The organism is Duganella hordei (assembly GCF_040369125.1).
In the GTDB taxonomy this organism is placed as follows: domain Bacteria; phylum Pseudomonadota; class Gammaproteobacteria; order Burkholderiales; family Burkholderiaceae_D; genus Rugamonas; species Rugamonas hordei.
Genome location: NZ_BPWI01000015.1, coordinates 122,102 through 142,554 on the forward strand (window position 1 = coordinate 122,102; position 20,453 = coordinate 142,554).

The following is a 20,453-nucleotide window of genomic DNA, read 5'->3' on the forward strand; positions in this document are numbered from 1 at the left end:
ACTATTCATTCATTTTTCTGATGAAAATCGACATACTCGGCGTGCAGGCGTTTGTCGCGATCGCGGACTTCGGCGGCTTTCAAAAGGCGGCGGAGACCTTGTACGTAACGCAGACCGCCGTCACCCAGCGGCTGCGCAACCTGGAGGACTTCCTCGGCGTGATGCTGGTCGAGCGCACCACGCGCTCGATCGCGCTGACCAGCATCGGCAAGGACTTCCTGCCGCAGGCGCGGCGCTTGCTGCAGGAGCTGTCGTCCACGCTGAACGAGATCCGCGAGACCGGCAAGGCGCAGCGCGGCGAGGTGGCGATCGCCTGCGTGCCGACGGTCGGCATCCAGTACCTGCCGCAGATCATCCAGGAATATTCGTCGCGCTTCCCCGACAACCGCATCAAGATCCTCGACCACGCCTCGCTGCGGGTGGCCGAGGCGGTGCTGCGGCGGGAGGCGGAGTTCGGCATCAACCTGGCCGGCAGCACGCACCCGGAGCTGACCTCCGTGCCGCTGCTGGACGATCACTTCGTGCTGATCTGCCGCGACGATCATCCGCTGGCCAAGCGGCGCTCGCTGACGTGGTCGCAGATCCAGTCCTACCCGCTGATCTTCTCGGGCGACGTCAACGGCAACCGCGCGCTGCTCGACAGCTACCTGGGCAGCAAGAGCATGGACCTGGACCTGCACTTCCAGTACGAGGTGCAGCGCAGCTCGACGGCGGTGGGACTGGTGGCATCGGGCATCGCGGCGGCCATCGTGCCCAACCTGGCGATCCTGAAAGGCAGCTATCCGCGCGTGCGCATCATCCGGCTGAAGGAGCCGGTCATCTCGCGCCAATTGGCGCTCATCAGCCGCAAGGCCGGGCACCTGTCACCGGCGGCGCAGGCGCTGTACGACATGATCAAGCCCAAATAAAAAAATCCCTCCCGGCGCGCACGCGGGGAGGGATCTTGATGAAGCCGGCGACGCTTACACTACCGCGCCATCCGTTTCGTCTTTTTCCTTGATCGGCTTGATCAGGTCTTCGCGCTTCACGCCCAGCCACATGGCGACGGCGGCGGCGACGAACACCGACGAGTAGATACCGAAGCAGATACCGATGGTCAGCGCGACGGCGAAGTAGTGCAGCGTCGGACCGCCCAGGAACAGCATCGACAGCACCATCATCTGCGTGCAGCCGTGGGTGATGATGGTACGCGAGATGGTCGAGGTGATCGCGTTGTCGATCACTTCATGCACCGACGCCTTGCGCTGCTTGCGGAAGTTTTCGCGGATACGGTCGAAGATAACCACCGACTCGTTGACCGAGTAGCCCAGCACCGCCAGCACCGCCGCCAGCACCGTCAGCGAGAACTCCCACTGGAAGAAGGCGAAGAAGCCGAGAATGATGACCACGTCGTGCAAGTTCGCCACGATCGCCGCGACCGCGAATTTCCACTCGAAGCGCACGGCCAGGTAGATCATCACGCCGATGATCACCATCACCAGTGCGTTCAGGCCGTTCTGCGCCAGCTCGTCGCCGACCTGCGGGCCGACGAATTCCACTTTTTGCAGCGATACGGCTTCGGCGCCGGCGGCGTCCATGCAGGCGGACTTGACCACGTGCTCGCCCTTGGCGGTCACGTTGTCGACCTGCTTGGTGGTGCCCTGCTCGGCCGCGCACAGTGCATTGAACACCAGCAGCGACGCATCCTTGGAGGTGACCGACTTGATCACCGGCAGGCGCAGCATGACGTCATGCGCGGTGCCGAAGCTGGTCACTTCCGGCTGCTCGTAGCCGATCTTCTCCAGCGAGTGACGGATCTGCTCCAGCTTTGCGGGCTGCTGGTATTTCAGTTCCATCACGGTGCCGCCGGTAAACTCCACCGAGAAATGCAGGCCTTTATGGATCAGGAAGAACACGGCCGCAACGAAGGTCAACGCGGAAATCACGTTGAACACCAGCGCGTGGCGCATGAAAGGTATGTCTTTTTTAATGCGGAAAAATTCCATGTGAACCCCTGTTTATTTCAGACCCGGTACCCAGACGGTACCGATGGCGATCGATTGCAGCTTCTTCTTGCGGCCGTACCAGAGGTTGACCACGCCGCGCGAGATGAACACGGCGGAGAACATCGAGGTCATGATGCCCAGGCAGTGCACCACGGCGAAGCCGCGGATCGGGCCGGAACCGAACACCCACAGGGCCACGCCGACGATCAGCGTGGTCACGTTCGAGTCGATGATGGTCGCCCACGCGCGGTCGAAGCCGGCGGAGATCGCCGCCTGCGGCGTGGCGCCCGAACGCAGCTCCTCGCGGATACGTTCGTTAATCAGCACGTTGGCGTCGATCGCCATACCCAGCGCCAGCGCGATAGCGGCGATACCAGGCAAGGTCAGCGTCGCCTGCATCAGCGACAGCAGGGCCAGCAACAGCAACAGGTTGCAGGCCAGCGCCAGCACGCTGAAGAAGCCGAACATCATGTAGTAGGCGATCATGAAGATGGCGATGGCGGCGAAGCCGTACATCGTCGAATGCAGGCCCTTGGTGATGTTCTCGGCGCCCAGCTGCGGGCCGATGGTGCGTTCTTCGATCACGTCCATCGGTGCGGACAGCGCGCCGGAGCGCAGCAGCAGCGCCAGCTCGGCGGAGTTTTCCGCGTTGCCCATGCCGGTGATCTGGAAGCGGCTGCCCAGCTCCTGCTGGACGGTCGCCACGGACAGTACCTCAGGCTTGCCTTTTTCGAACAGCACGATGGCCATCTTCTTGCCCACGCGGTCGCGGGTGGCATCGCGCATCTTGCGGCCGCCGTCGCCGTTCAGGTCGATGCTGACGGCAGGCTGCTGGTTCTGGTCGAGGCCAGCGGTGGCGCTGGAGATGTAGTCGCCGGTCAGCACCACGTCCTTGTACAGCACCACAGGCACGGCCTTGCCGACCGTGAACAGCTCCGAGTTGAACGGAATCGCCGCCGACAGTTCGGTGCCCGGCGTGATGGTCTCGTCGACCATGCGGATTTCCAAGGTCGCGGTGCGGCCGATCACGGCGCGCGCGCGGGCCACGTCCTGCACGCCAGGCAGCTGGACCACGATGCGGTCAGGGCCTTGCTGCTGGATGATAGGTTCAGCCACGCCCAGTTCGTTGACGCGCTTGGACAGGGTCGAGATGTTTTGCTTGACGCCGTCGTCGACGGTTTGCTTCAGCGCGGCCGGTTTCAGACTCACGGTGGTTTTCAGCGCGTCGCCCTCGCCGGCGTCGACGAACAGCAGGTCGGCCATCTGGCCTTGCAGCACGTCCTTGGCTTTCTGGCGGGTGGCATCGTCGCGGAATTTGATTTCGATGGTGTCGCCGACGCGGTCGATACCGGCGTGACGCACGTTCTTGTCGCGCAGCAGGCTGCGGGCGGCGGCCTGCATGCCTTGCACGCGCTTGGCCAGCACCGCCTTGGTGTCGACCTGCATCAGGAAGTGCACGCCGCCGCGCAAGTCGAGGCCGAGGTACATCGGCAGCGCATGCAGCGCCTGCATCCATTTCGGCGTGTCTTTTTGCAGGTTCAGCGCGACCAGGTAGGTCGGATCGGCCGGATCGGCGTTCAGGCCTTTTTCCAGCACCGACTTGGCGCGGAACTGGGTGTCCGGATCGGCGAAGCGTGCGCGCACGGAAGCGTAGTTGCCGGTGCCGTCGTAGGCGATGCCGTTATAGGCGATGTTGGCGCCCTTGAGCACCTCCTCCACCTTGGCCGTCATGGCGGACGACATCTTGACGGTCGATTTGCCGCTCGTAACCTGAACCGCAGGCGATTCGCCATAGTAGTTGGGCGCGGTGTACAGCGCGCCCAGCAGGATGGCGACTACGATCAGTATGTATTTCCAGAGGGGATAGCGATTCATATTGTTCAACGTTCAAAGTTAGGCGTCGGATGCAATACGGCCCGCGCAGCGCGGGCCGGGACCAATTAGAGCGCCTTCAGCGTGCCCTTAGGCAGCAGCATGGTGATGGAGTTCTTTTGAACCACCATTTCTGCACCGCTGGAGATTTCGATGGTCACATACAGGTCGGTCACTTTGGACACTTTGCCCAGCACGCCGCCGGCGGTAACGACTTCGTCGCCCTTGGCCAGTGCTTCCATCATGGCCTTCTGTTCTTTGGCGCGCTTCTGCTGAGGACGGATCATCAGGAAGTACATCGCTACAAACATCAGGATCAGCGGCAGGAAGCTGCCGATGTTGCCGCCCAGGCCGAGCGCGTCGAGTGGGGATGCCGATTGGGCGTAAGCGTTGGAAATGAACACAGGTGACTCCGATAATAGTTTGAAAAAATAGCGCTGTATTCTAGCACTGGCCGGGAGACGCTAGGCCTTCCGGCTATGTGGGTGGCATAAATCTTTTTACAAGAGTTACAACACTTTTAGTTGTTTTCAGACGCCGCGCGCCCGATCGGCATGGAATTGCAGGGTCCAGGCGTGGAAACGGTCCTCGTCCAGTGCCTCGCGCATCTGGCGCATGATGTCCAGGTAGTAGTGCAGGTTGTGGATGGTGTTCAGGCGGGCGCCGAGGATTTCCTGGGTGCGGTTCAGGTGATGCAGGTAGGCGCGCGAGAAGTTGCGGCAGGCGTAGCAGGCGCAGGTGCTGTCCAGCGGTTCCTTGTCTTCCTTGTAACGGGCGTTCTTGATTTTCACGTCGCCGAAGCGGGTGAAGATCCAGCCGTTGCGGGCGTTACGGGTAGGCATCACGCAATCGAACATGTCGACGCCGTTCGACACGCCCGCCACCAGGTCTTCCGGCGTGCCGACGCCCATCAGGTAGTGCGGCTTGTTGGCCGGCAGGCGCGGGCCGACGTGGGCCAGCATGCGCATCATGTCTTCCTTCGGCTCGCCGACGGACAGGCCGCCGATGGCGATGCCGGGGAAATCGATCTCTTCCAGGCCGGCCAGCGACTCGTCGCGCAGGTTCTCGAACATGCCGCCCTGGACGATGCCGAACAGCGCGTTCGGGTTCTCGCCGCGATGGAACTCGTCATGCGATCGTTGCGCCCAGCGCAAGGACATCCGCATGGATTTTGCCGCCTCGTCAAGAGTTGCCGGGCGGTTATCGATTTCGTACGGGGTGCACTCGTCGAACTGCATGACGATGTCGGAGTTCAGCACGCGCTGGATCTGCATCGACACTTCCGGCGACAGGAACAGCTTGTCGCCGTTGATCGGCGAGTTGAAATGCACGCCCTCCTCGGTGATCTTGCGCATCGCGCCCAGCGAAAACACCTGGAAACCGCCGGAATCGGTCAGGATGGGCTTGTCCCAGCCCATGAAGTCGTGCAGGCCGCCGAACTTGGCCATGACGTCGTTGCCCGGGCGCAGCCACAGGTGGAAGGTGTTGCCCAGGATGATCTGCGCGTCGATTTCCTTCAGTTCCAGCGGCGACATCGCCTTGACCGAACCATAGGTGCCGACCGGCATGAAGATCGGGGTCTGGACCACGCCGTGGTTCAGTTTCACCTCGCCGCGGCGCGCCTTGGTCAGGCCGCTACTGTCGGTCTTGTGTAGTTTAAATTCCAGCATATTGTTCCTTATTTTGCTCGTGCTTGCGTCGTCAGCAGCATGGCGTCGCCATAGCTGAAGAAACGATATTCGTTGGCGATCGCATGGGCGTAGGCCTTGCGGATCTCTTCAAAACCGGCGAAGGCCGACACCAGCATCAGCAGGGTCGACTTCGGCAGGTGGAAATTGGTGATCAGGCGGGTGACCGTCTTGAACTGGTAGCCGGGCGTGATGAACAGCGCGGTATCGGCGCTGCCCGCCTCCAGCTGGCCGCCCTGCGAGGCCGATTCCAGCGCGCGCAGGCTGGTGGTGCCGACCGCCACCACGTCGCGGCCGGCGGCGCGGGTGGCGCGCACGGCGTCCACCGTTTCCTGCGGCATGGTGTACCACTCGGTGTGCATCTTGTGCTCGGCCAGCACCTCGGCGCGCACCGGCTGGAAGGTGCCGGCGCCCACGTGCAGCGTGACGTAGGCGAAGTTGACGCCCTTGGCCTTCAGCTCGGCCAGCAGTTTTTCGTCGAAGTGCAGGCCGGCGGTCGGCGCCGCCACGGCGCCCGGCACCTTGTTGAACACGGTCTGGTAGCGGGTTTCGTCGAAGCTGTCGGCATCGTGCTCGATGTACGGCGGCAGCGGCAGGCGGCCGTGGGCCTCGATCAGGTCGAACACGTCGGCATCGAAATGCAGCGTGTAGAACTCGCCGGCGCGCTCGCCGACGGTGACGTCGAAGGCGTCCGCCAGGCGGATCTTGACGCCGGGGCCGGGCGACTTGGAGGCGCGCACCTGTGCCAGCACGGTGCGGTTGTCCAGCACGCGCTCGACCAGCGCCTCGATCTTGCCGCCGCTTTCCTTGACGCCGAAGAAACGCGCCTTCAGCACGCGGGTATCGTTCATCACCAGCAGGTCGCCGGGCTGCAGCAGGCCGACGATGTCGGCGAACTGGCGGTCGATGATCTGCCCGCCGTCCAGGTGCAGCAGGCGGGAGGCGCTGCGGTCGGGCAGCGGGAATTGCGCAATACGCTCTTGCGGCAAGTTAAAATCGAAATCGGAAAGCGAATACATTTGCGGACTTCTGGAAACTGTTGAAGAAAATACGGGTAGGCCCGATCGCGGTGCTAGCCTTACAATACCGGCGGCCAACCCTCTATTTTACGCTAGTGCCCGAAAAACGCTCCAAATATGCCTGTTTCAACGTCTAAACCCGTCAAGAAGACCGTCAGTCCGGAAGCCAAGCTGGCCAAGCTGGGCCTGCACACCGACATGGACCTGGTGCTGCACCTGCCGATGCGCTACGAGGACGAAACCCAGGTCATCACCATCGAGGAAGCCCGGCTGCACGGCGGCGAGACCTCGCAGGTCGAGGGCGTGGTGGTCAAGAACGAGATCAGCTACAAGCCGCGCAAGCAGCTGCTGGTGCACATCGCCGACGAAACGGGCGATCTGCAGCTGCGCTTCATGAATTTCTACGGCAGCCAGGTCAAGCAGCTGGCCGAGGGCACGCGGGTGCGCGCACGCGGCGAACTGAAACATGGCTTCTTCGGCGCCGAGATGGTGCACCCGGCTTACAAGATCGTCAACGAAGGCGCGCCGCTGCCCACTTCGCTGACGCCGGTGTATCCGTCGGGCGAAGGCTTGTCGCAGCCGATACTGCGACGCGCGATCGGCGACGCGATGAAGCGGATCGACTGGACCGACACCCTGCCGGCCGACTTGCGGGCCGAGATGCAGCTGTCCGACTTCGAACCGGCGGTGAAGCTGCTGCACTATCCGCCGCAGCAGGTGGACGAGCACGCGCTGGCCGACCGCTCGCATCCGGCGTGGACGCGCATGAAGTTCGACGAACTGCTGGCGCAGCAGCTGTCGCTGAAGCGCGCGCAGCGTGCGCGGCGCTCCAAGGGCGCGGCGGCGCTGAAGAAGATCGGCGCGTTGTCGGAACGCTTCCAGGCGGCGCTGCCGTTCAAGCTGACGGGCGCGCAGCAACGCGTGCTGAACGAAATCCGCGCCGACCTGCGCCATCCGTATCCGATGCAGCGGCTGCTGCAGGGCGACGTCGGCAGCGGCAAGACGGTGGTGTCGGCGCTGGCCGCCGCGCAGGCGATCGACAGCGGCTTCCAGGCCGCGCTGATGGCGCCGACCGAAATCCTGGCCGACCAGCACTTCCGCAAGATCGCCGCGTGGATGGAACCGCTGGGCGTCAAGGTCGCGTGGCTGACCGGCAGTTTGAAGAAGAAGGAAAAGCTGGCCGCGTATGCGCTGATCGAATCTGGCGAGGCGCAGTTGGTGATCGGCACCCACGCGCTGATCCAGGAGGCGGTGCTGTTCGCCAACCTGGGGCTGGTGATCGTCGACGAGCAGCATCGCTTCGGCGTCGGCCAGCGCCTGACCTTGCGCAACAAGGGCAACGAAGGCGCCGTTCCGCACCAGTTGATGATGTCGGCCACGCCGATCCCGCGCACGCTGGCGATGACCTACTACGCCGACCTGGAAGTGTCGGTGATCGACGAACTGCCGCCTGGCCGCACGCCCATCGTCACGCGCGCGATCGACCAGAACCGCCGCGACGAAGTGATCGAGCGGGTGCATGCGGCCGCGCTGGAAGGCCGGCAGGTCTACTGGGTCTGTCCGCTGATCGAGGAATCCGAAGCGCTGCAGCTGCAAACGGCCACCGACACCCACGCGCTGCTGGCCGAAGCGCTGCCGGACCTGAACGTGGGGCTGGTGCACGGCCGCCTGAAGCCGGCCGAAAAGCAGGTCATCATGGACGCCTTCAGCGCCAACGAGATGCAGGTGCTGGTGGCCACCACGGTGATCGAGGTGGGCGTGGACGTGCCGAATGCGTCGCTGATGGTGATCGAGCATGCGGAACGCTTCGGCCTGTCGCAGCTGCACCAGCTGCGCGGACGGGTGGGACGAGGGTCGGCGGCGTCGGTGTGCCTGCTGCTGTATCAAAGCCCGCTGGGAGGCGTCGCCAAGCAGCGTCTGATGACGATGCGCGAAACCACGGACGGTTTCGAGATCGCCCGCCGCGACCTGGAGATCCGGGGCCCCGGCGAATTCCTCGGCGCGCGCCAATCGGGGCAGGCGATGCTGCGCTTCGCCGACCTGGAAACGGACGGCTGGCTGGTCGACCAGGCGCGCGACGTGGCCCACGACCTACTCCACGCCAACACCCCCGAAAAAGCCGCAACGGTGGAAGCCCACCTGGCCCGCTGGCTCGGCGGCCGCGAGGAATTCCTCAAAGTCTAAACCCGGGGTCAGATCTGAAAATTGGACACGGCCTCTGCCGTAGCGGCCGCTACGGCAGAGGCCGTGTCCAATTTTCAGATCTGACCCCGGATTAAAAGCACAGGTAGATGCGGTTGGCGAGGTCCATCATGAAACCTGGACTCAGGTAGGCCATGAACACCAGCGCCAGCACCAGCGCGCCGGCGGCGTATGCTGCCACGCGTGCCGGCCGCAGCTTCATGCCGGCTTCAACTCGCCGCGTACCAGCGGCTTCTCATTGATCGGCAGGTTGGCCAGCGCCGCCATCAGCCCCAGTCCGATCGCTATGCCCCACACCGCGTCATAGCTGCCCAGTTTGGTGAACAGATACCCGCCCAGCCATACGCCGATAAAACTGCCCAGCTGGTGCGAGAAGAACACCATGCCCGCCAGCATAGCCATGTGCTTGACGCCGAACACGCCCGCGATGATGCCGTTCGTCAGCGGCACCGTCGACAGCCACAGGAAACCGATCGCCGCCGCGAACACGTACACCGACGCCGGCGACAACGGCGCCAGCAGGAACAAGGTGATCACGATGGAGCGCATCAGGTAGATGCCCGACAGCAGATAGCGCTTGGGCATGCGCCCACCCAGCTTGCCGGCATAGTAGGAGCCGACGATGTTGAACAAGCCTATCAGCGCCAGCGCCATCACCGCCACATTCGGATTGGCCAGGCCCTTGTCGCGCAGATAGGCCGGCATGTGCACGCCGATGAACACCAGCTGGAAGCCGCACACGAAATAGCCGGCCACCAGCAGCAGGAAGGAGCGGTTGCCCAGCGCCTCGCTCATCGCTTCGCCTATGCTTTGCTGCGGGCCGTGGCCATGCTCCACCGCCGGCTCGCGCAGGAAGAACGACATCGGTACCATCGCCACCACCACCAGCCCTGCCAGCAGATAAAACGCGTGCTGCCAGCCGATCGCGGATATCAGCTGCTGCTCGACCGGCATCATCAGGAACTGGCCAAACGAACTGCAGGCGCCCGATACGCCGAACGCCCATGACCGCTTTTCCATCGGCGCCACGCGGCCGATGATGCCGCTGACCGCGCCGAACGCGGTACACGCCAGCCCGAGGCCGACAAAGACGCCGGAGCCCATGACGAACAAGGTCGGATTGGTGACCAGCGCCATCCAGATCAAGCCCGCCATGTAGCTGACCGCGCCCACCAGCACCACGCGCATGGTGCCGAAGCGGTCGGCCGCCATGCCGGCGAAAGGTCCGAACACGCCCCACAGCAGGTTTTGCATGGCCATCGCCAGCGAGTAGGTTTCGCGCGTCCAGCCGTTGGCCTGCGAAATAGGTTGCAGCCAGAAGCCGAAGCCGTGGCGCACGCCCATCGCCAACGTCAGCACGACGCCGCTGGCCAGCAGCACGGTTTTCAGGGAGGGAGCGCGGGTGGCGATGAACATGGCAGGTCCTGGTTATCGAAACGACATCCGCCGATTCTACCTAGTTCCCGCCACCCGCGCTTGGAGGGCTATCGGTCGGCGCTGTAACTCAGGCCGATCTGTGCGCGGATCTCATCCAGCGTACCCATGATGGAAAGCGTTTCCTCGTGCGGCATGACCGGGCTTTCGATCAGGCCGGCGCGGATGCAACGGCCCACTTCCTGTGCTTCATGCGTATAGCCGTTGCCGCTGCGGGGCAGGTTCAGCCTGCGCTCGCTGCGCGAGGTGCCGTCCACCAGCGTGATGGTGATGGTCTCGGCGTTGTGGAAGCGGTCGTGCAGGCGCACGAAGCCCTTGGTGCCGGAGATCGTCAGCTCGGTCGGCGTGCGCGCACGCAGGCTGCAGGCGCACGACGAGACGCCGCCGCCCTTGTGCGACAGCGTGAACGCGGTCTGCATGTCGACGCCGGTGGCGGCCATCTCGGACTGCGCCTTCACGGCGGTGACCGCGCCGAGGAAGAACGAGGACATCGACAGCGGATAAATCCCCAGGTCCAGCAGCGCGCCGCCACCCAGCTCCGGATTGAACAGGCGATGCTCCGGGCCGACGTCGGCGGTAAAGCCGAAGTCGGCGCTGACGTGGGCCGGCACGCCGATCTCGCCGCTGTCGACGATGCGCTTGGCCTCGACCACGGCCGGCATGAAGCGGGTCCACATCGCTTCCATGACGAACAGTTTTTTGGCGCGCGCCAGGTTGATGATGTCCTCGGCCTGACGGCGGTTCATCGTGAACGACTTCTCCACCAGCACCGCCTTGCCGCCGTTCAGGCACATCAGCGCGTTTTCGTGGTGCATGGGGTGCGGCGTGCCGATGTAGATGACATCGACGTCGGGATCGTCCGCCAGCGCCTGGTAACTGCCGTGGAATCGGTCCGCGCCAAACTCGGCGCCGAATTTGGTAGCGCTATCTACGGTGCGCGAAGCAACCGCGACCAGTTTTGCATCAGGCGTGTCCTGCAATGCGGTGGCGAAGGCCTTGGCGATCTTGCCCGTTCCCAGTATGCCCCAGCGAATTACCTGCGTCATGGCGTGCTCTTTCTGCCGCGTCGGCGGCGAAGTCGGTTAAAAAAGACTATTTTACTGCCGTTGGCCGCTTGGGGCGGAACACCGTTGCGTCGTTATAGAAATCGTCGTCCTGGTCCGGCCACCAGCCCGGCACGCCCAGCGCCTGCATCGGCGTGAAGTCTGCGGTACTGAGGCCATGCCCGACCAGCTCCTGCGCCACGCGCTCGTCCAGCCAGCGGCGGCGTGCGTCGTGGTCCATGGCGAAGAAGTCGTCGCCCGCCACCACCACCCGGGTGTGCGCGGTGATCGCCTTGCGCGGCGCCACCAGCTTTTCCATCAGCGCGTGGCCGAACAGCCAGACCTGCGCATCCGGCCCGAAGCTGGCGCGCCGCTCGATGAAGGCCTCGCGCCATTGATGGTCACGCAGCGCCGCCGTCAGCGCCTGGCCCGCGGCGCAGTCGCGCACCACCAGCAGGGCGGCGTTTTCGTCGAAGATGGTGGCGCCGTCGCGCGCCGGGCCGCGCGATTTGCCCACGCCGTCCAGCGCTATCTGCGCCGCCTGCAGGGCGTTCAGTTGCACTTTGATGCGGGGGAAACTCAGCCAGACAAGGCCGTTGAAGAAGTCATGCAGGTTGTCGCGCGTGGGCACGCCGCCGGTCGCTCCAATGAAGGCTTCGTAGGCGGTACCGTCAGGCAGCGCCTCCTGCGGCACGAACGACAGCGGCAGGCCCTGGTGGTTGCGCAGGCCCAGCGCCGCGGCCTGCGCGTTGAAGCTGTCGCGGAAGTGCGCATCCGCCGTCAATTGGCCGGCCGCCGTCCGTACCGATTCGTACCAGGGACGCGACCAGTCGATTGCCTGCAGCACTGCTTATACCATTTTCCAGTTGATGGTTTCGCCGGCGTTGAGCGGCACTACCTGCTGGTCCGCCAGCGGCAGCGTTTCCGGCAGCGTCCACTGCTCGCGCTTGAGCGTGATGGTGTCGGTATTGCGCGGCAGGCCGTAGAAGGCCGGGCCGTTGAAGCTGGCGAAGGCTTCCAGCTTGTCCAGCGCGCCGGCGCGTTCGAAGGCTTCGGCATACAGCTCCATCGCGTGCAGCGCGGTGTAGCAGCCGGCGCAGCCGCAGGCGGCTTCCTTGGCGCCCTGCGCGTGCGGCGCGGAGTCGGTGCCGAGGAAGAAGCGTTCGTCGCCGCTGGTGGCGGCGGTGACCAGCGCCAGGCGGTGTTCCTCGCGCTTCAGCACCGGCAGGCAATAGTAGTGGGGACGGATGCCGCCCTTGAAGATGTCGTTGCGGTTGTACAGCAGGTGATGCGCGGTGATGGTCGCTGCGATCGGGCCTTCGGCTTCGGCCACGTACTGCGCCGCGTGCTTGGTGGTGATGTGTTCAAAGACGATGTTCAGCGCCGGGAAGTCGCGGCGCAGCGGGCGCATCACGCGTTCGATGAAGACGGCCTCGCGGTCGAACAGGTCGATGTCCTGGTCGGTGACTTCGCCGTGGACCAGGAAGGGCATGCCCACTTCCTGCATCATTTCCAGCGTCTTGTAGCAGTTGGACAGGTCGGTCACGCCGGCGTCCGAATTGGTGGTGGCGCCGGCCGGATACAGCTTGACCGCGTGGACGATGCCGCTTTCCTGAGCGCGCAGGATTTCGTCCGGCGGCGTGTTGTTGGTCAGGTAGAGCGTCATCAGCGGCTCGAATTTCATCCCTGCCGGCAGCGCCGCCACGATGCGGTTGCGATAGGCCTCGGCGGCGGCGGTGGTGGTCACCGGCGGTTTCAGGTTGGGCATCACGATGGCGCGGGCGAACTGGCGGGCACTGTGCGGCAGCACGCTGGCCAGCGTGGCGCCGTCGCGCAGGTGCAGGTGCCAGTCGTCTGGACGGGCGATGGTGATGCTGTCTGGGGTGTGTTCGAGGTCGGACATGGCGGCTGGCTTTCAGGCTATCAATGGCGAATACCGCCATTTTACCCTCTTGCGCTGGTCGCTTGACAGTGCGTACGTTAAAGCGTACGTTTTAACCTCAACCGAGGGAGTTTCCATGGATACCATCTCAGCCAGCGACGCGCGTGCACGGCTCTACAACCTGATCGACGAGACAGCGGCCAGCCACGTGCCGATTACCATCACTGGCAAGCGGAACAACGCGGTGCTGGTTTCCGCCGAAGATTGGACGGCGATACAGGAAACGCTGTACCTGCTGTCCGCGCCTGGAATGCGCGAGTCCATCATGGCGGCTCGTGAGGAGCCCCTCGATGGCAGCGACAAGGAATTGATCTGGTGAGCTGGCAGCTGGTGTACTCCCACCAAGCCCAGAAAGACGCAAAGAAGGTAGCCGCGGCCGGAATGAAGAAGCAAGCGCAGGCACTGCTCGACTTGCTGGCCGACGCCCCCTTCGCCCGGCCGCCGCCTTTTGAAAAGCTGGTCGGCGACCTGGCGGGCACCTACTCGCGCAGGATCAACATACATCACCGCCTCGTCTATGAGGTTTTTCCGGATCAGCACATCGTTCGCATCCTGCGCATGTGGACGCATTACGCTTGACATCATTTGTCAGAAGCGGACCACCGTCTTGCCGGCGCCGTGGCCGGTTTTGTTGCGCTCGATGGCGTCTACGGCCTGCTCTGCAGTGACGACTTCGGAGATCACCGCGGTCAGTTCACCGCTCGCGACTTGCGCCGCGATCCGTGCCAGCAGTTCGCCATTCTGCTGCAGGGCGAACCAACTGCCGCGACGTCCCGCAGGCACACGCGCGGCGATGTCCGGCGCGGCGGTGCTGATGATACGGCCTTGCGGCGACAGCACCCGCCACGAGCGGTCCAGCGTTTCGCCGCCTACCAGATCGAACACCAGGTCGACGTTATCGACCAGCTCCTCGAAGCGTGTGGTCTTATAGTCGATCACTTCATCGGCACCGAGACGGCGCAGCAAGTCTGCATTGCGGCTTCGCGCCGTGACCAGCACACGGGCACCTGCCTGTTTCGCAAACTGCACCGCGTAGCTGCCGACGCCACCCGCCGCGCCATGGATCAGCACCGTCTCTCCGCGCTGCAGCTTGCCCGCGTCGAAAAGCGCCTGCCACGCCGTCATGGCCGCGACCGGGATCGCGGCCGCGGTCGCGTCGTCAATCACCGCGGGCGTCGGCACCAGCTTTGACGCGGCGAGCGCAACGTGCCGTGCATAGGCGCCAACGCCGCCCAGCGCACCGAAGACGCGCGAACCGATCGCATGACCTGTCACGCCCTCGCCCACGGCCACCACCTCGCCGGCCAGCTCGATGCCCAGCGTGGCGGGTAGCGGCAGCTTGAACACGTCCTTGACCAGGCCGTCGCGAATTTTCCAATCAAGGCCGTTGACGCCTGCAGCGGCCACCCGCACCAGCACCTCGCCCGGCGCCGCTTGCGGCATCGGCACTTCATCCCACTGCATCACCTCCGTGCCGCCGTAGGCATGGATGCGCAACGCGCGGTTCGATTCGCTGTCGGCCAGCGCCGGATAGTCGATATAACCCTGCGCGCCCGGCGCGTAGAACAGGGCCGGGTTCGGCATGTTCAGTTCGGCCTTCAGCGCAAAGCGGCGCGGCAGGTCCGGGTTGGCGAGGAACGCGCTGCCATATGCCACCGCGTCGGCTTCGCCGGCCGCGATGCGCTGCTCGCCTGTTTCGCGGGTCTGGCCGGCGCCCAGGATATAAGTCCCGTTGAACAGCGGACGCAATGCGCCGTGGTAGTCGTATTCCGCCTTGAACGTGGCCACGTGCAGATAGGCCAGGCCCAGCGCAGCCAGTTGCCGCACCAGATAGGTGTAGGTCTCGACCGGCGATTCATCCTTGATGTCGTTGAACCCCATCTCCGGCGAGATCTTGATGCCGACCCGGTCACTGCCCGCCTCCAGGATCATCGCATCGAGCACCTCCAGGATGAAGCGTGCGCGGTTCGGAATCGAACCACCGTACTGGTCGCCGCGCTGGTTGGTGCCGGACGACAGGAACTGCTCCGGCAGATAACCCGACGCCGCATGCAGCTCGACGCCGTCGAAGCCCGCCTCCAGCGCACGGCGCGCCGCCAGTCGGTATTCGGCGACGACGCCCGCCACTTCCGAGGTTTCCAGCGCACGCGGCGTCACAAAGTCCGCCAGGCCGCTGGCGGTGTAAGCCTGCCCGGCCGCCTTGATGGCCGACGGCGCCACCGGCTGCGCGCCGCCAGGCAGCATGCTCGGATGCGAGATGCGGCCGGTGTGCATCACTTGCAGGAAGATGCGGCCGCCTTCGGCATGCACCGCGTCCGTCACCTGCTTCCAGGCGGCGACCTGCGCATCGGAGTAAATGCCCGGCGTACGCACGTAACCCTTGCCCATCGCGCTGGGGAAGGTGCCTTCGGTGACGATCAAACCTGCGCTGGCGCGCTGGCGGTAGTAGGTGACGGCCAGCTCGGACTGCACGCCGTCGGCGTCGTTGGCGCGCGAACGGGTCATGGGCGCCATGACCATGCGGTTGCGCAGGGTGTGACGGCCGATTTGTACTGCTGTCGATAAGGTGTTCATGGAGAGCCTCGCTAAGTGAGTGAATGTGCAGCCATCATCCATTGATTCACTCTTGGGATAAATAGCTTAAAATGAAATCACTGATCCACCCACGGAGCAATCAAAATGTCACTGTTATCAAGCATGGAGCTGTTCGTGGCGGTCGCCAACGCAAGGGGCTTCCGCAAGGCAGCCGACATGCTGGACATGCCCAATTCGACGCTGTCGCGCCGCATCTCCGATCTGGAAAAAGAAATCGGCGTGCGCCTGTTTCACCGCTCCACGCGCAAGGTGGAGTTGACCGAGGCCGGCCAGGCTTACTTCCGCCGCTGCGAGAGCATAGTCGCGGAGGCACGCATCGCCCATGAATCGCTGCTCGAACTGGCGGAGCGTCCCAGCGGAACGCTGCGGGTATCGATGCCGGTGGACCTGGCGATCACCTACCTTTCCCCCATGCTGAAGGCGTTCGGTGAACAATACCCGCTGATCGATTTCGAGATGGACCTGACGCCGCGCCGGGTCGACCTGGTGACCGACGGCTTCGACTGCGCGATCCGCATGGGCGCGCCGCCGCCGACGCCGTCCACGCTGATCGCCAGGCAGGTCGGCCTGCTGCCGCGCTACCTGTATGCGTCACCGGCCTACCTGCGCGGCGCGCCGCCGCTCAGGCATCCGGACGATCTGCGGCACCATCAGTGTTTGATCGGGGCCGGCACCGGAAAACAAGCCCAGTGGACGCTGACGTCCCGCAAGAAGAGCGTGACCACGGCCGTCTCCGGCCGCTACACCTGCAACAACGTCGGCATGACGCGGACGCTGGCCGCGCTGGGCCTGGGCATCGCGGTCTCCGCCGGCCCCCAGGCGCGCGAGGACATGGAACGCGGCGATTTGCAGCGCGTGCTGCCGCAATGGGATTTCGCGCCGATACCCGTCTACGCCATCATCGAATCGCGCCTGATCCCGTCGCGGGTGCGGCTGTTCATCGACTTCGTCCAGGCCAGCCTGAAAGGCTACTCCTCGCCGCCATAGGACTACTGCTGGGCTGCGACCCAGGCCTTGGTCTCGGCCAGCATCCTGTCGAGCCGCGCGCGGTCGTGGACCTGGCCCCGGCTGACCACCGTGCGGATCTCGCGCGTGGCGGCGATGTCCTGCAGCGGATTGGCGTCCAGCACCAGCAGGTCGGCCGACTTGCCGGCCTCCAGGCTGCCGTAGCGATCCAGCTTGCCGAGGAAGCGCGGGCCGTTCACCACCGCCGTCCGCAGCGCCTGCACCGGCGTCAACCCGTACTGCACGTACAGGCCGATTTCGTCATGCAGCGCCTGGCCCGGATAGTCGTAGGAATTCAAGAAGCCGGCATCGGTGCCGGCGATGATGCTGACGCCTTCCTGCGCCAGTATCGGCAGCAGCGCGGCCGATTTTTCAAACGTCGCCTTGCGCAGCGCGATGGCTTCCGCGTTGTCCAGCGCAGCGCGCTGCACGCGCCAGTCGTAGGTGGCGCGCAGTCCCTTGCCGATGTACTGCAAGGCCGGATCCTTCGAATGATCGTCGCGGTCCAGGTAGGCGACCACGCGCGATACCGACAGCGTCGGCACCACCGCCGTGCCTTTCGACGCCATGTAGCGGAACGATGCGCGCGCGGTCTGCTCGTCGTAGCTCGCCAGGCTTTGCCTCATCGCTTCCTTGCCGGTCAGCGTGCCGGCAGCCACTTGCGCGGTCAGCTCCTTCTCCCGCGGCGTCGACGCGCGCAGCAGGTAGGACTGGTGCTCCACCGTGCCCAGGCCGGCGTCGAACATCTGCGCCAGCGTCAGCTGCACGGGAATGTGGCCGGAGGTGCGCATGCCGCGCTCCCTGGCCTGGCGCAGCGCTTCGAGATAAATTTCCGGCTTCAGCGTGTTCTCGGTGATCTTGACGAAGTCCACCTTCTGCGCCTGCAGGCCGTCCAGCGCCTTGCTCACCTCTTCCGGCGTGCCGACTTCGATGGTGCCCTTCCACAGCGGCTTGTAGCCTTCCAGCTTGGCGCCGGAGGTGAAGATGGTCGGCCCTTCCATCTGGCCGGCGTTGATCTGGCCGCGCCAGGCCAGCACGGTGTCAGGCAGGTCGCCGGAGCAGTCGCGCACGGCGGTGATGCCGTTGGCCAGGTACAGCGCCAGCAGATGCCTGTTCTCTTCGATCAGGGCCGGGCCGCCGCCGAAGTGCACGTGGGTGTCCCACAGGCCGGGCATCAGGTACTTGCCCGGCAGGCGCAGGGTCTTTTTGGCGGCATAGCCGGACAGCTGACGGTCGTCGACCACGGCGACGATGGTGTCGCCCTTCAGCAGCACCGACTTGCCGGTGACGGCCTTGCCGCCCGCCACATCGATCAGCGTGGCCCTGGTCAGCGCCAGGTCGACGGCGATCCTGTGACCCGCATGGGCGGCGCCCAGCAATCCCAGAGCCAGCATGGCGCCCGCCAGAGGCTTGAGAATGTTCATTAGTGAATATTAGTGGATTATCCGTGCCAGGAAGTCGCGCGCCCGTTCCGAACGGGGCGCGCCGAAGAACTCGTCCTTGCTGCAATCCTCGAGGATGCGGCCCTTGTCCATGAACACCACGCGGTTGGCCACCTTGCGGGCGAAGCCCATTTCGTGGGTGACCACCATCATGGTCATGCCGTCCTGCGCCAGGCCGACCATCACGTCCAGCACTTCGTTGATCATTTCCGGATCCAGCGCGGAGGTCGGCTCGTCGAACAACATGGCGATCGGGTCCATCGCCAGTGCGCGGGCGATGGCCACGCGCTGCTGCTGGCCGCCGGACAGCTGGCTGGGGAATTTGTCCTGCTGCGCCAGCAGGCCCACCCGGTCCAGGTACTGCAAGCCGCGGGCGGTGGCCTCGTCGACGCTGCGGCCCAGCACCTTGGTCTGGCCCAAGGTCAGGTTGTCGCGTATCGACAAATGGGGAAACAGCTCGAAATTCTGGAACACCATGCCGATGCGGGCCCGCAAGGCCGGCAAATCGGTGTTTTTGTCGCCGACGGCGATGCCATCGACGGTAATTTGCCCTTGCTGGAACGGTTCCAGCCCGTTGACGGTCTTGATCAGCGTGGACTTGCCGGAGCCGGACGGCCCGCAAATCACCATCACATCGCCCTTTTCGACCCGGGTGCTGCACTCGCCGAGCACCTGAAACTGGCCGTACCACTTACTGACGTTCTTAATTTCGATCATATGTACGCTGAATAAAAAAGCCGGTCCGCACCTGTGTGGATGCGGCCCTACATGCGCTTGACAGCGCCTCTGCCCACAAGGATACTGCGGAACTTGCCAATAGTTTCATCAACCGGACCATAAAATACCGGTTGCAGCCAATGCAGAACCACAGCAGCGGCGGACACCCCGCCCTCTGCGCAGGCCCAGAGAGACACTACCACAGGAAGCTTATAACATGCACAAACAAAGCCGATTGACCACCTACATACTCGTCGCCCTGGCGCTGGGTATCGTTGCCGGCTACCTGGCAAACCTCAACCTGGCCAAGCCGGTCGAGTATGCGGACTACATGTCGCTGATCACCACGCTGTTCCTGCGCCTGATCAAGATGATCATCGCGCCGCTGGTATTCTCGACGCTGGTGTGCGGCATCGCCAAGATGGGCGATGCCTCGGAAGTGGGCCGCATCGGCATCAAGACGCTGGGCTGGTTCTTCATCGCCTCGGTAATGTCGCTGAGCCTGGGCCTGGTGCTGGTGAACATGTTCCGCCCTGGCGACGCACTGCTCGGCCACATGGCCGCCACCACCGCCAAGGCCGACATCGTCACCTCGGGCCTGACCTTGAAGGAATTCGTCACCCACCTGGTGCCGGCCTCCATCGTCGAAGGCATGAGCAAGAACGAGATCCTGCAGATCGTGATCTTCTCGCTGTTCTTCGGCTCGGCCGCAGCCGCCGTCGGCGAAAAGGCCAACGTCATGATCAACGCGCTGGACGGCGTGGCGCACGTGATGCTGAAGGTCACCGGCTACGTGATGCAATTCGCGCCGATCGCCGTGTTTGCGGCGGTGTCGGGCGTGATCGCCAAGAGCGGCCTGGGCGTGCTGCAGACCTACGGCGTGTTCATGGCCGAGTTCTACTTCGGCATCGCGCTGCTGTGGGCACTGCTGATCTTTATCGGCTTCCTGTTCCTCAAGGGCCGCATCTTCTCGCTGCTGAAGGAACTGCGCAGCCCGGTGCTGCTGGCCTTCTCCACCGCGTCGAGCGAAGCGGCCTATCCTAAAACGCTGGAAGGCCTGGAGCGCTTCGGTGTGCGCAACCGCATCGCCGCCTTCGTGCTGCCGATCGGCTATTCGTTCAACCTGGACGGCTCGATGATGTACTGCACCTTCGCCACCGTGTTCATCGCGCAGGCTTACGGCATCGAGATGTCGCTGGGCCAGCAGATGACCATGATGATGGTGCTGATGCTGACCTCCAAGGGCATGGCCGGCGTGCCGCGCGCCTCGCTGGTGGTGATCGCCGCGACGCTGGGCCAGTTCAACATTCCGGAAGCGGGCATGCTGCTGTTGCTGGGCATCGACCACTTCCTCGACATGGCGCGCTCGGCGACCAACGTCATCGGCAACGGCGTGGCCACCGCGGTGGTCGCCAAGTGGGAAGGCGAGCTGGCCGCTCCCGGCGAAGTCGAGCTGGTCAAAGCCGCTTAAGCAAGCAGCGCCCCAACAAGATGGCCACCTCGCGGTGG

General features: G+C 64.3%; 19 protein-coding genes. 6 read left to right on the plus strand and 13 right to left on the minus strand.

Annotated features, from left to right (window positions below; translation table 11 throughout):
- The first annotated feature begins 20 nt into the window (after positions 1 to 20).
- Positions 21 to 908: a LysR family transcriptional regulator gene (locus ABWW33_RS26405; RefSeq protein ID WP_353404417.1), complete on the plus strand. Its 888-nt coding sequence runs from the start codon at positions 21 to 23 to the stop codon at positions 906 to 908.
- Positions 909 to 962: 54 nt separating this feature from the next.
- On the opposite strand, the gene secF is transcribed toward ABWW33_RS26405, so the two are convergent.
- The 5 genes from secF to queA all read right to left on the minus strand — a co-directional run bounded on the left by secF (position 963) and on the right by queA (position 6,564).
- The gene (gene secF, locus ABWW33_RS26410) at positions 963 to 1,985 is read right to left on the minus strand and encodes a protein translocase subunit SecF (protein WP_353404418.1); all 1,023 of its coding nucleotides are present in this window, start codon (positions 1,983 to 1,985) and stop codon (positions 963 to 965) included.
- Positions 1,986 to 1,997: 12 nt separating this feature from the next.
- Positions 1,998 to 3,860, minus strand: coding sequence for a protein translocase subunit SecD (gene secD, locus ABWW33_RS26415; RefSeq protein WP_353404419.1), 1,863 nt, complete (start codon positions 3,858 to 3,860; stop codon positions 1,998 to 2,000).
- 65 nt (positions 3,861 to 3,925) lie between these two features.
- Positions 3,926 to 4,261: a preprotein translocase subunit YajC gene (gene yajC, locus ABWW33_RS26420; RefSeq protein ID WP_176655789.1), complete on the minus strand. Its 336-nt coding sequence runs from the start codon at positions 4,259 to 4,261 to the stop codon at positions 3,926 to 3,928.
- A 126-nt stretch (positions 4,262 to 4,387) separates the two neighbouring features.
- A complete protein-coding gene (gene tgt / locus ABWW33_RS26425; RefSeq protein WP_353404420.1) occupies positions 4,388 to 5,527 on the minus strand; it encodes a tRNA guanosine(34) transglycosylase Tgt in 1,140 nt (379 codons plus the stop codon).
- A gap of 8 nt (positions 5,528 to 5,535) precedes the next feature.
- Positions 5,536 to 6,564: a tRNA preQ1(34) S-adenosylmethionine ribosyltransferase-isomerase QueA gene (gene queA / locus ABWW33_RS26430; protein WP_353404421.1), complete on the minus strand. Its 1,029-nt coding sequence runs from the start codon at positions 6,562 to 6,564 to the stop codon at positions 5,536 to 5,538.
- A gap of 117 nt (positions 6,565 to 6,681) precedes the next feature.
- Between queA and recG the strand changes: the two genes are divergently transcribed.
- Entirely contained in the window at positions 6,682 to 8,748 is a 2,067-nt protein-coding gene (recG, locus tag ABWW33_RS26435) for an ATP-dependent DNA helicase RecG (RefSeq protein WP_353404422.1), read from the plus strand.
- Positions 8,749 to 8,839: 91 nt separating this feature from the next.
- On the opposite strand, the gene ABWW33_RS26440 is transcribed toward recG, so the two are convergent.
- The 5 genes from ABWW33_RS26440 to pyrC all read right to left on the minus strand — a co-directional run bounded on the left by ABWW33_RS26440 (position 8,840) and on the right by pyrC (position 13,146).
- Positions 8,840 to 8,968 carry a hypothetical protein gene (locus tag ABWW33_RS26440; RefSeq protein ID WP_353404423.1) on the minus strand — a complete coding sequence of 43 codons (129 nt, stop codon included), beginning with the start codon at positions 8,966 to 8,968 and terminating at the stop codon, positions 8,840 to 8,842.
- Positions 8,965 to 10,182, minus strand: coding sequence for an MFS transporter (locus tag ABWW33_RS26445; RefSeq protein WP_353404424.1), 1,218 nt, complete (start codon positions 10,180 to 10,182; stop codon positions 8,965 to 8,967). The genes ABWW33_RS26440 and ABWW33_RS26445 overlap by 4 nt, the downstream gene beginning before the upstream one ends.
- A gap of 68 nt (positions 10,183 to 10,250) precedes the next feature.
- Entirely contained in the window at positions 10,251 to 11,246 is a 996-nt protein-coding gene (locus tag ABWW33_RS26450) for a Gfo/Idh/MocA family protein (RefSeq protein WP_353404425.1), read from the minus strand.
- Positions 11,247 to 11,292: 46 nt separating this feature from the next.
- The gene (locus ABWW33_RS26455; protein ID WP_176655795.1) at positions 11,293 to 12,090 is read right to left on the minus strand and encodes a DUF3025 domain-containing protein; all 798 of its coding nucleotides are present in this window, start codon (positions 12,088 to 12,090) and stop codon (positions 11,293 to 11,295) included.
- A gap of 3 nt (positions 12,091 to 12,093) precedes the next feature.
- Positions 12,094 to 13,146, minus strand: a complete 1,053-nt coding sequence (gene pyrC / locus ABWW33_RS26460) for a dihydroorotase (RefSeq protein ID WP_176655796.1) — start codon at positions 13,144 to 13,146, stop codon at positions 12,094 to 12,096.
- Between the two features lie 115 nt (positions 13,147 to 13,261).
- Between pyrC and ABWW33_RS26465 the strand changes: the two genes are divergently transcribed.
- Both ABWW33_RS26465 and ABWW33_RS26470 read left to right on the plus strand, forming a co-directional pair.
- Positions 13,262 to 13,504 (plus strand): type II toxin-antitoxin system Phd/YefM family antitoxin, encoded by a 243-nt coding sequence (locus ABWW33_RS26465; RefSeq protein WP_353404426.1) that lies wholly within the window; start codon positions 13,262 to 13,264, stop codon positions 13,502 to 13,504.
- Positions 13,501 to 13,764 (plus strand): Txe/YoeB family addiction module toxin, encoded by a 264-nt coding sequence (locus ABWW33_RS26470; RefSeq protein WP_353404427.1) that lies wholly within the window; start codon positions 13,501 to 13,503, stop codon positions 13,762 to 13,764. Before ABWW33_RS26465 ends, ABWW33_RS26470 begins: the two co-directional genes overlap by 4 nt.
- Before the next feature lie 9 nt (positions 13,765 to 13,773).
- Here ABWW33_RS26470 and ABWW33_RS26475 read toward each other — a convergent pair whose 3' ends face one another.
- The gene (locus ABWW33_RS26475; RefSeq protein WP_353404428.1) at positions 13,774 to 15,759 is read right to left on the minus strand and encodes an oxidoreductase; all 1,986 of its coding nucleotides are present in this window, start codon (positions 15,757 to 15,759) and stop codon (positions 13,774 to 13,776) included.
- Positions 15,760 to 15,864: 105 nt separating this feature from the next.
- On the opposite strand from ABWW33_RS26475, the gene ABWW33_RS26480 reads away from it, so the two are divergent.
- A complete protein-coding gene (locus ABWW33_RS26480) occupies positions 15,865 to 16,767 on the plus strand; it encodes a LysR family transcriptional regulator (RefSeq protein ID WP_353404429.1) in 903 nt (300 codons plus the stop codon).
- Between the two features lie 2 nt (positions 16,768 to 16,769).
- Here ABWW33_RS26480 and ABWW33_RS26485 read toward each other — a convergent pair whose 3' ends face one another.
- Positions 16,770 to 18,179 (minus strand): amidohydrolase family protein, encoded by a 1,410-nt coding sequence (locus tag ABWW33_RS26485; protein ID WP_353404430.1) that lies wholly within the window; start codon positions 18,177 to 18,179, stop codon positions 16,770 to 16,772.
- A 39-nt stretch (positions 18,180 to 18,218) separates the two neighbouring features.
- On the minus strand, positions 18,219 to 18,944 hold the full coding sequence (locus ABWW33_RS26490; protein ID WP_176655800.1) for an amino acid ABC transporter ATP-binding protein: 726 nt from the start codon (positions 18,942 to 18,944) through the stop codon (positions 18,219 to 18,221).
- 217 nt (positions 18,945 to 19,161) lie between these two features.
- Between ABWW33_RS26490 and ABWW33_RS26495 the strand changes: the two genes are divergently transcribed.
- On the plus strand, positions 19,162 to 20,415 hold the full coding sequence (locus tag ABWW33_RS26495) for a dicarboxylate/amino acid:cation symporter (RefSeq protein ID WP_353404431.1): 1,254 nt from the start codon (positions 19,162 to 19,164) through the stop codon (positions 20,413 to 20,415).
- Positions 20,416 to 20,453: the final 38 nt, after the last annotated feature.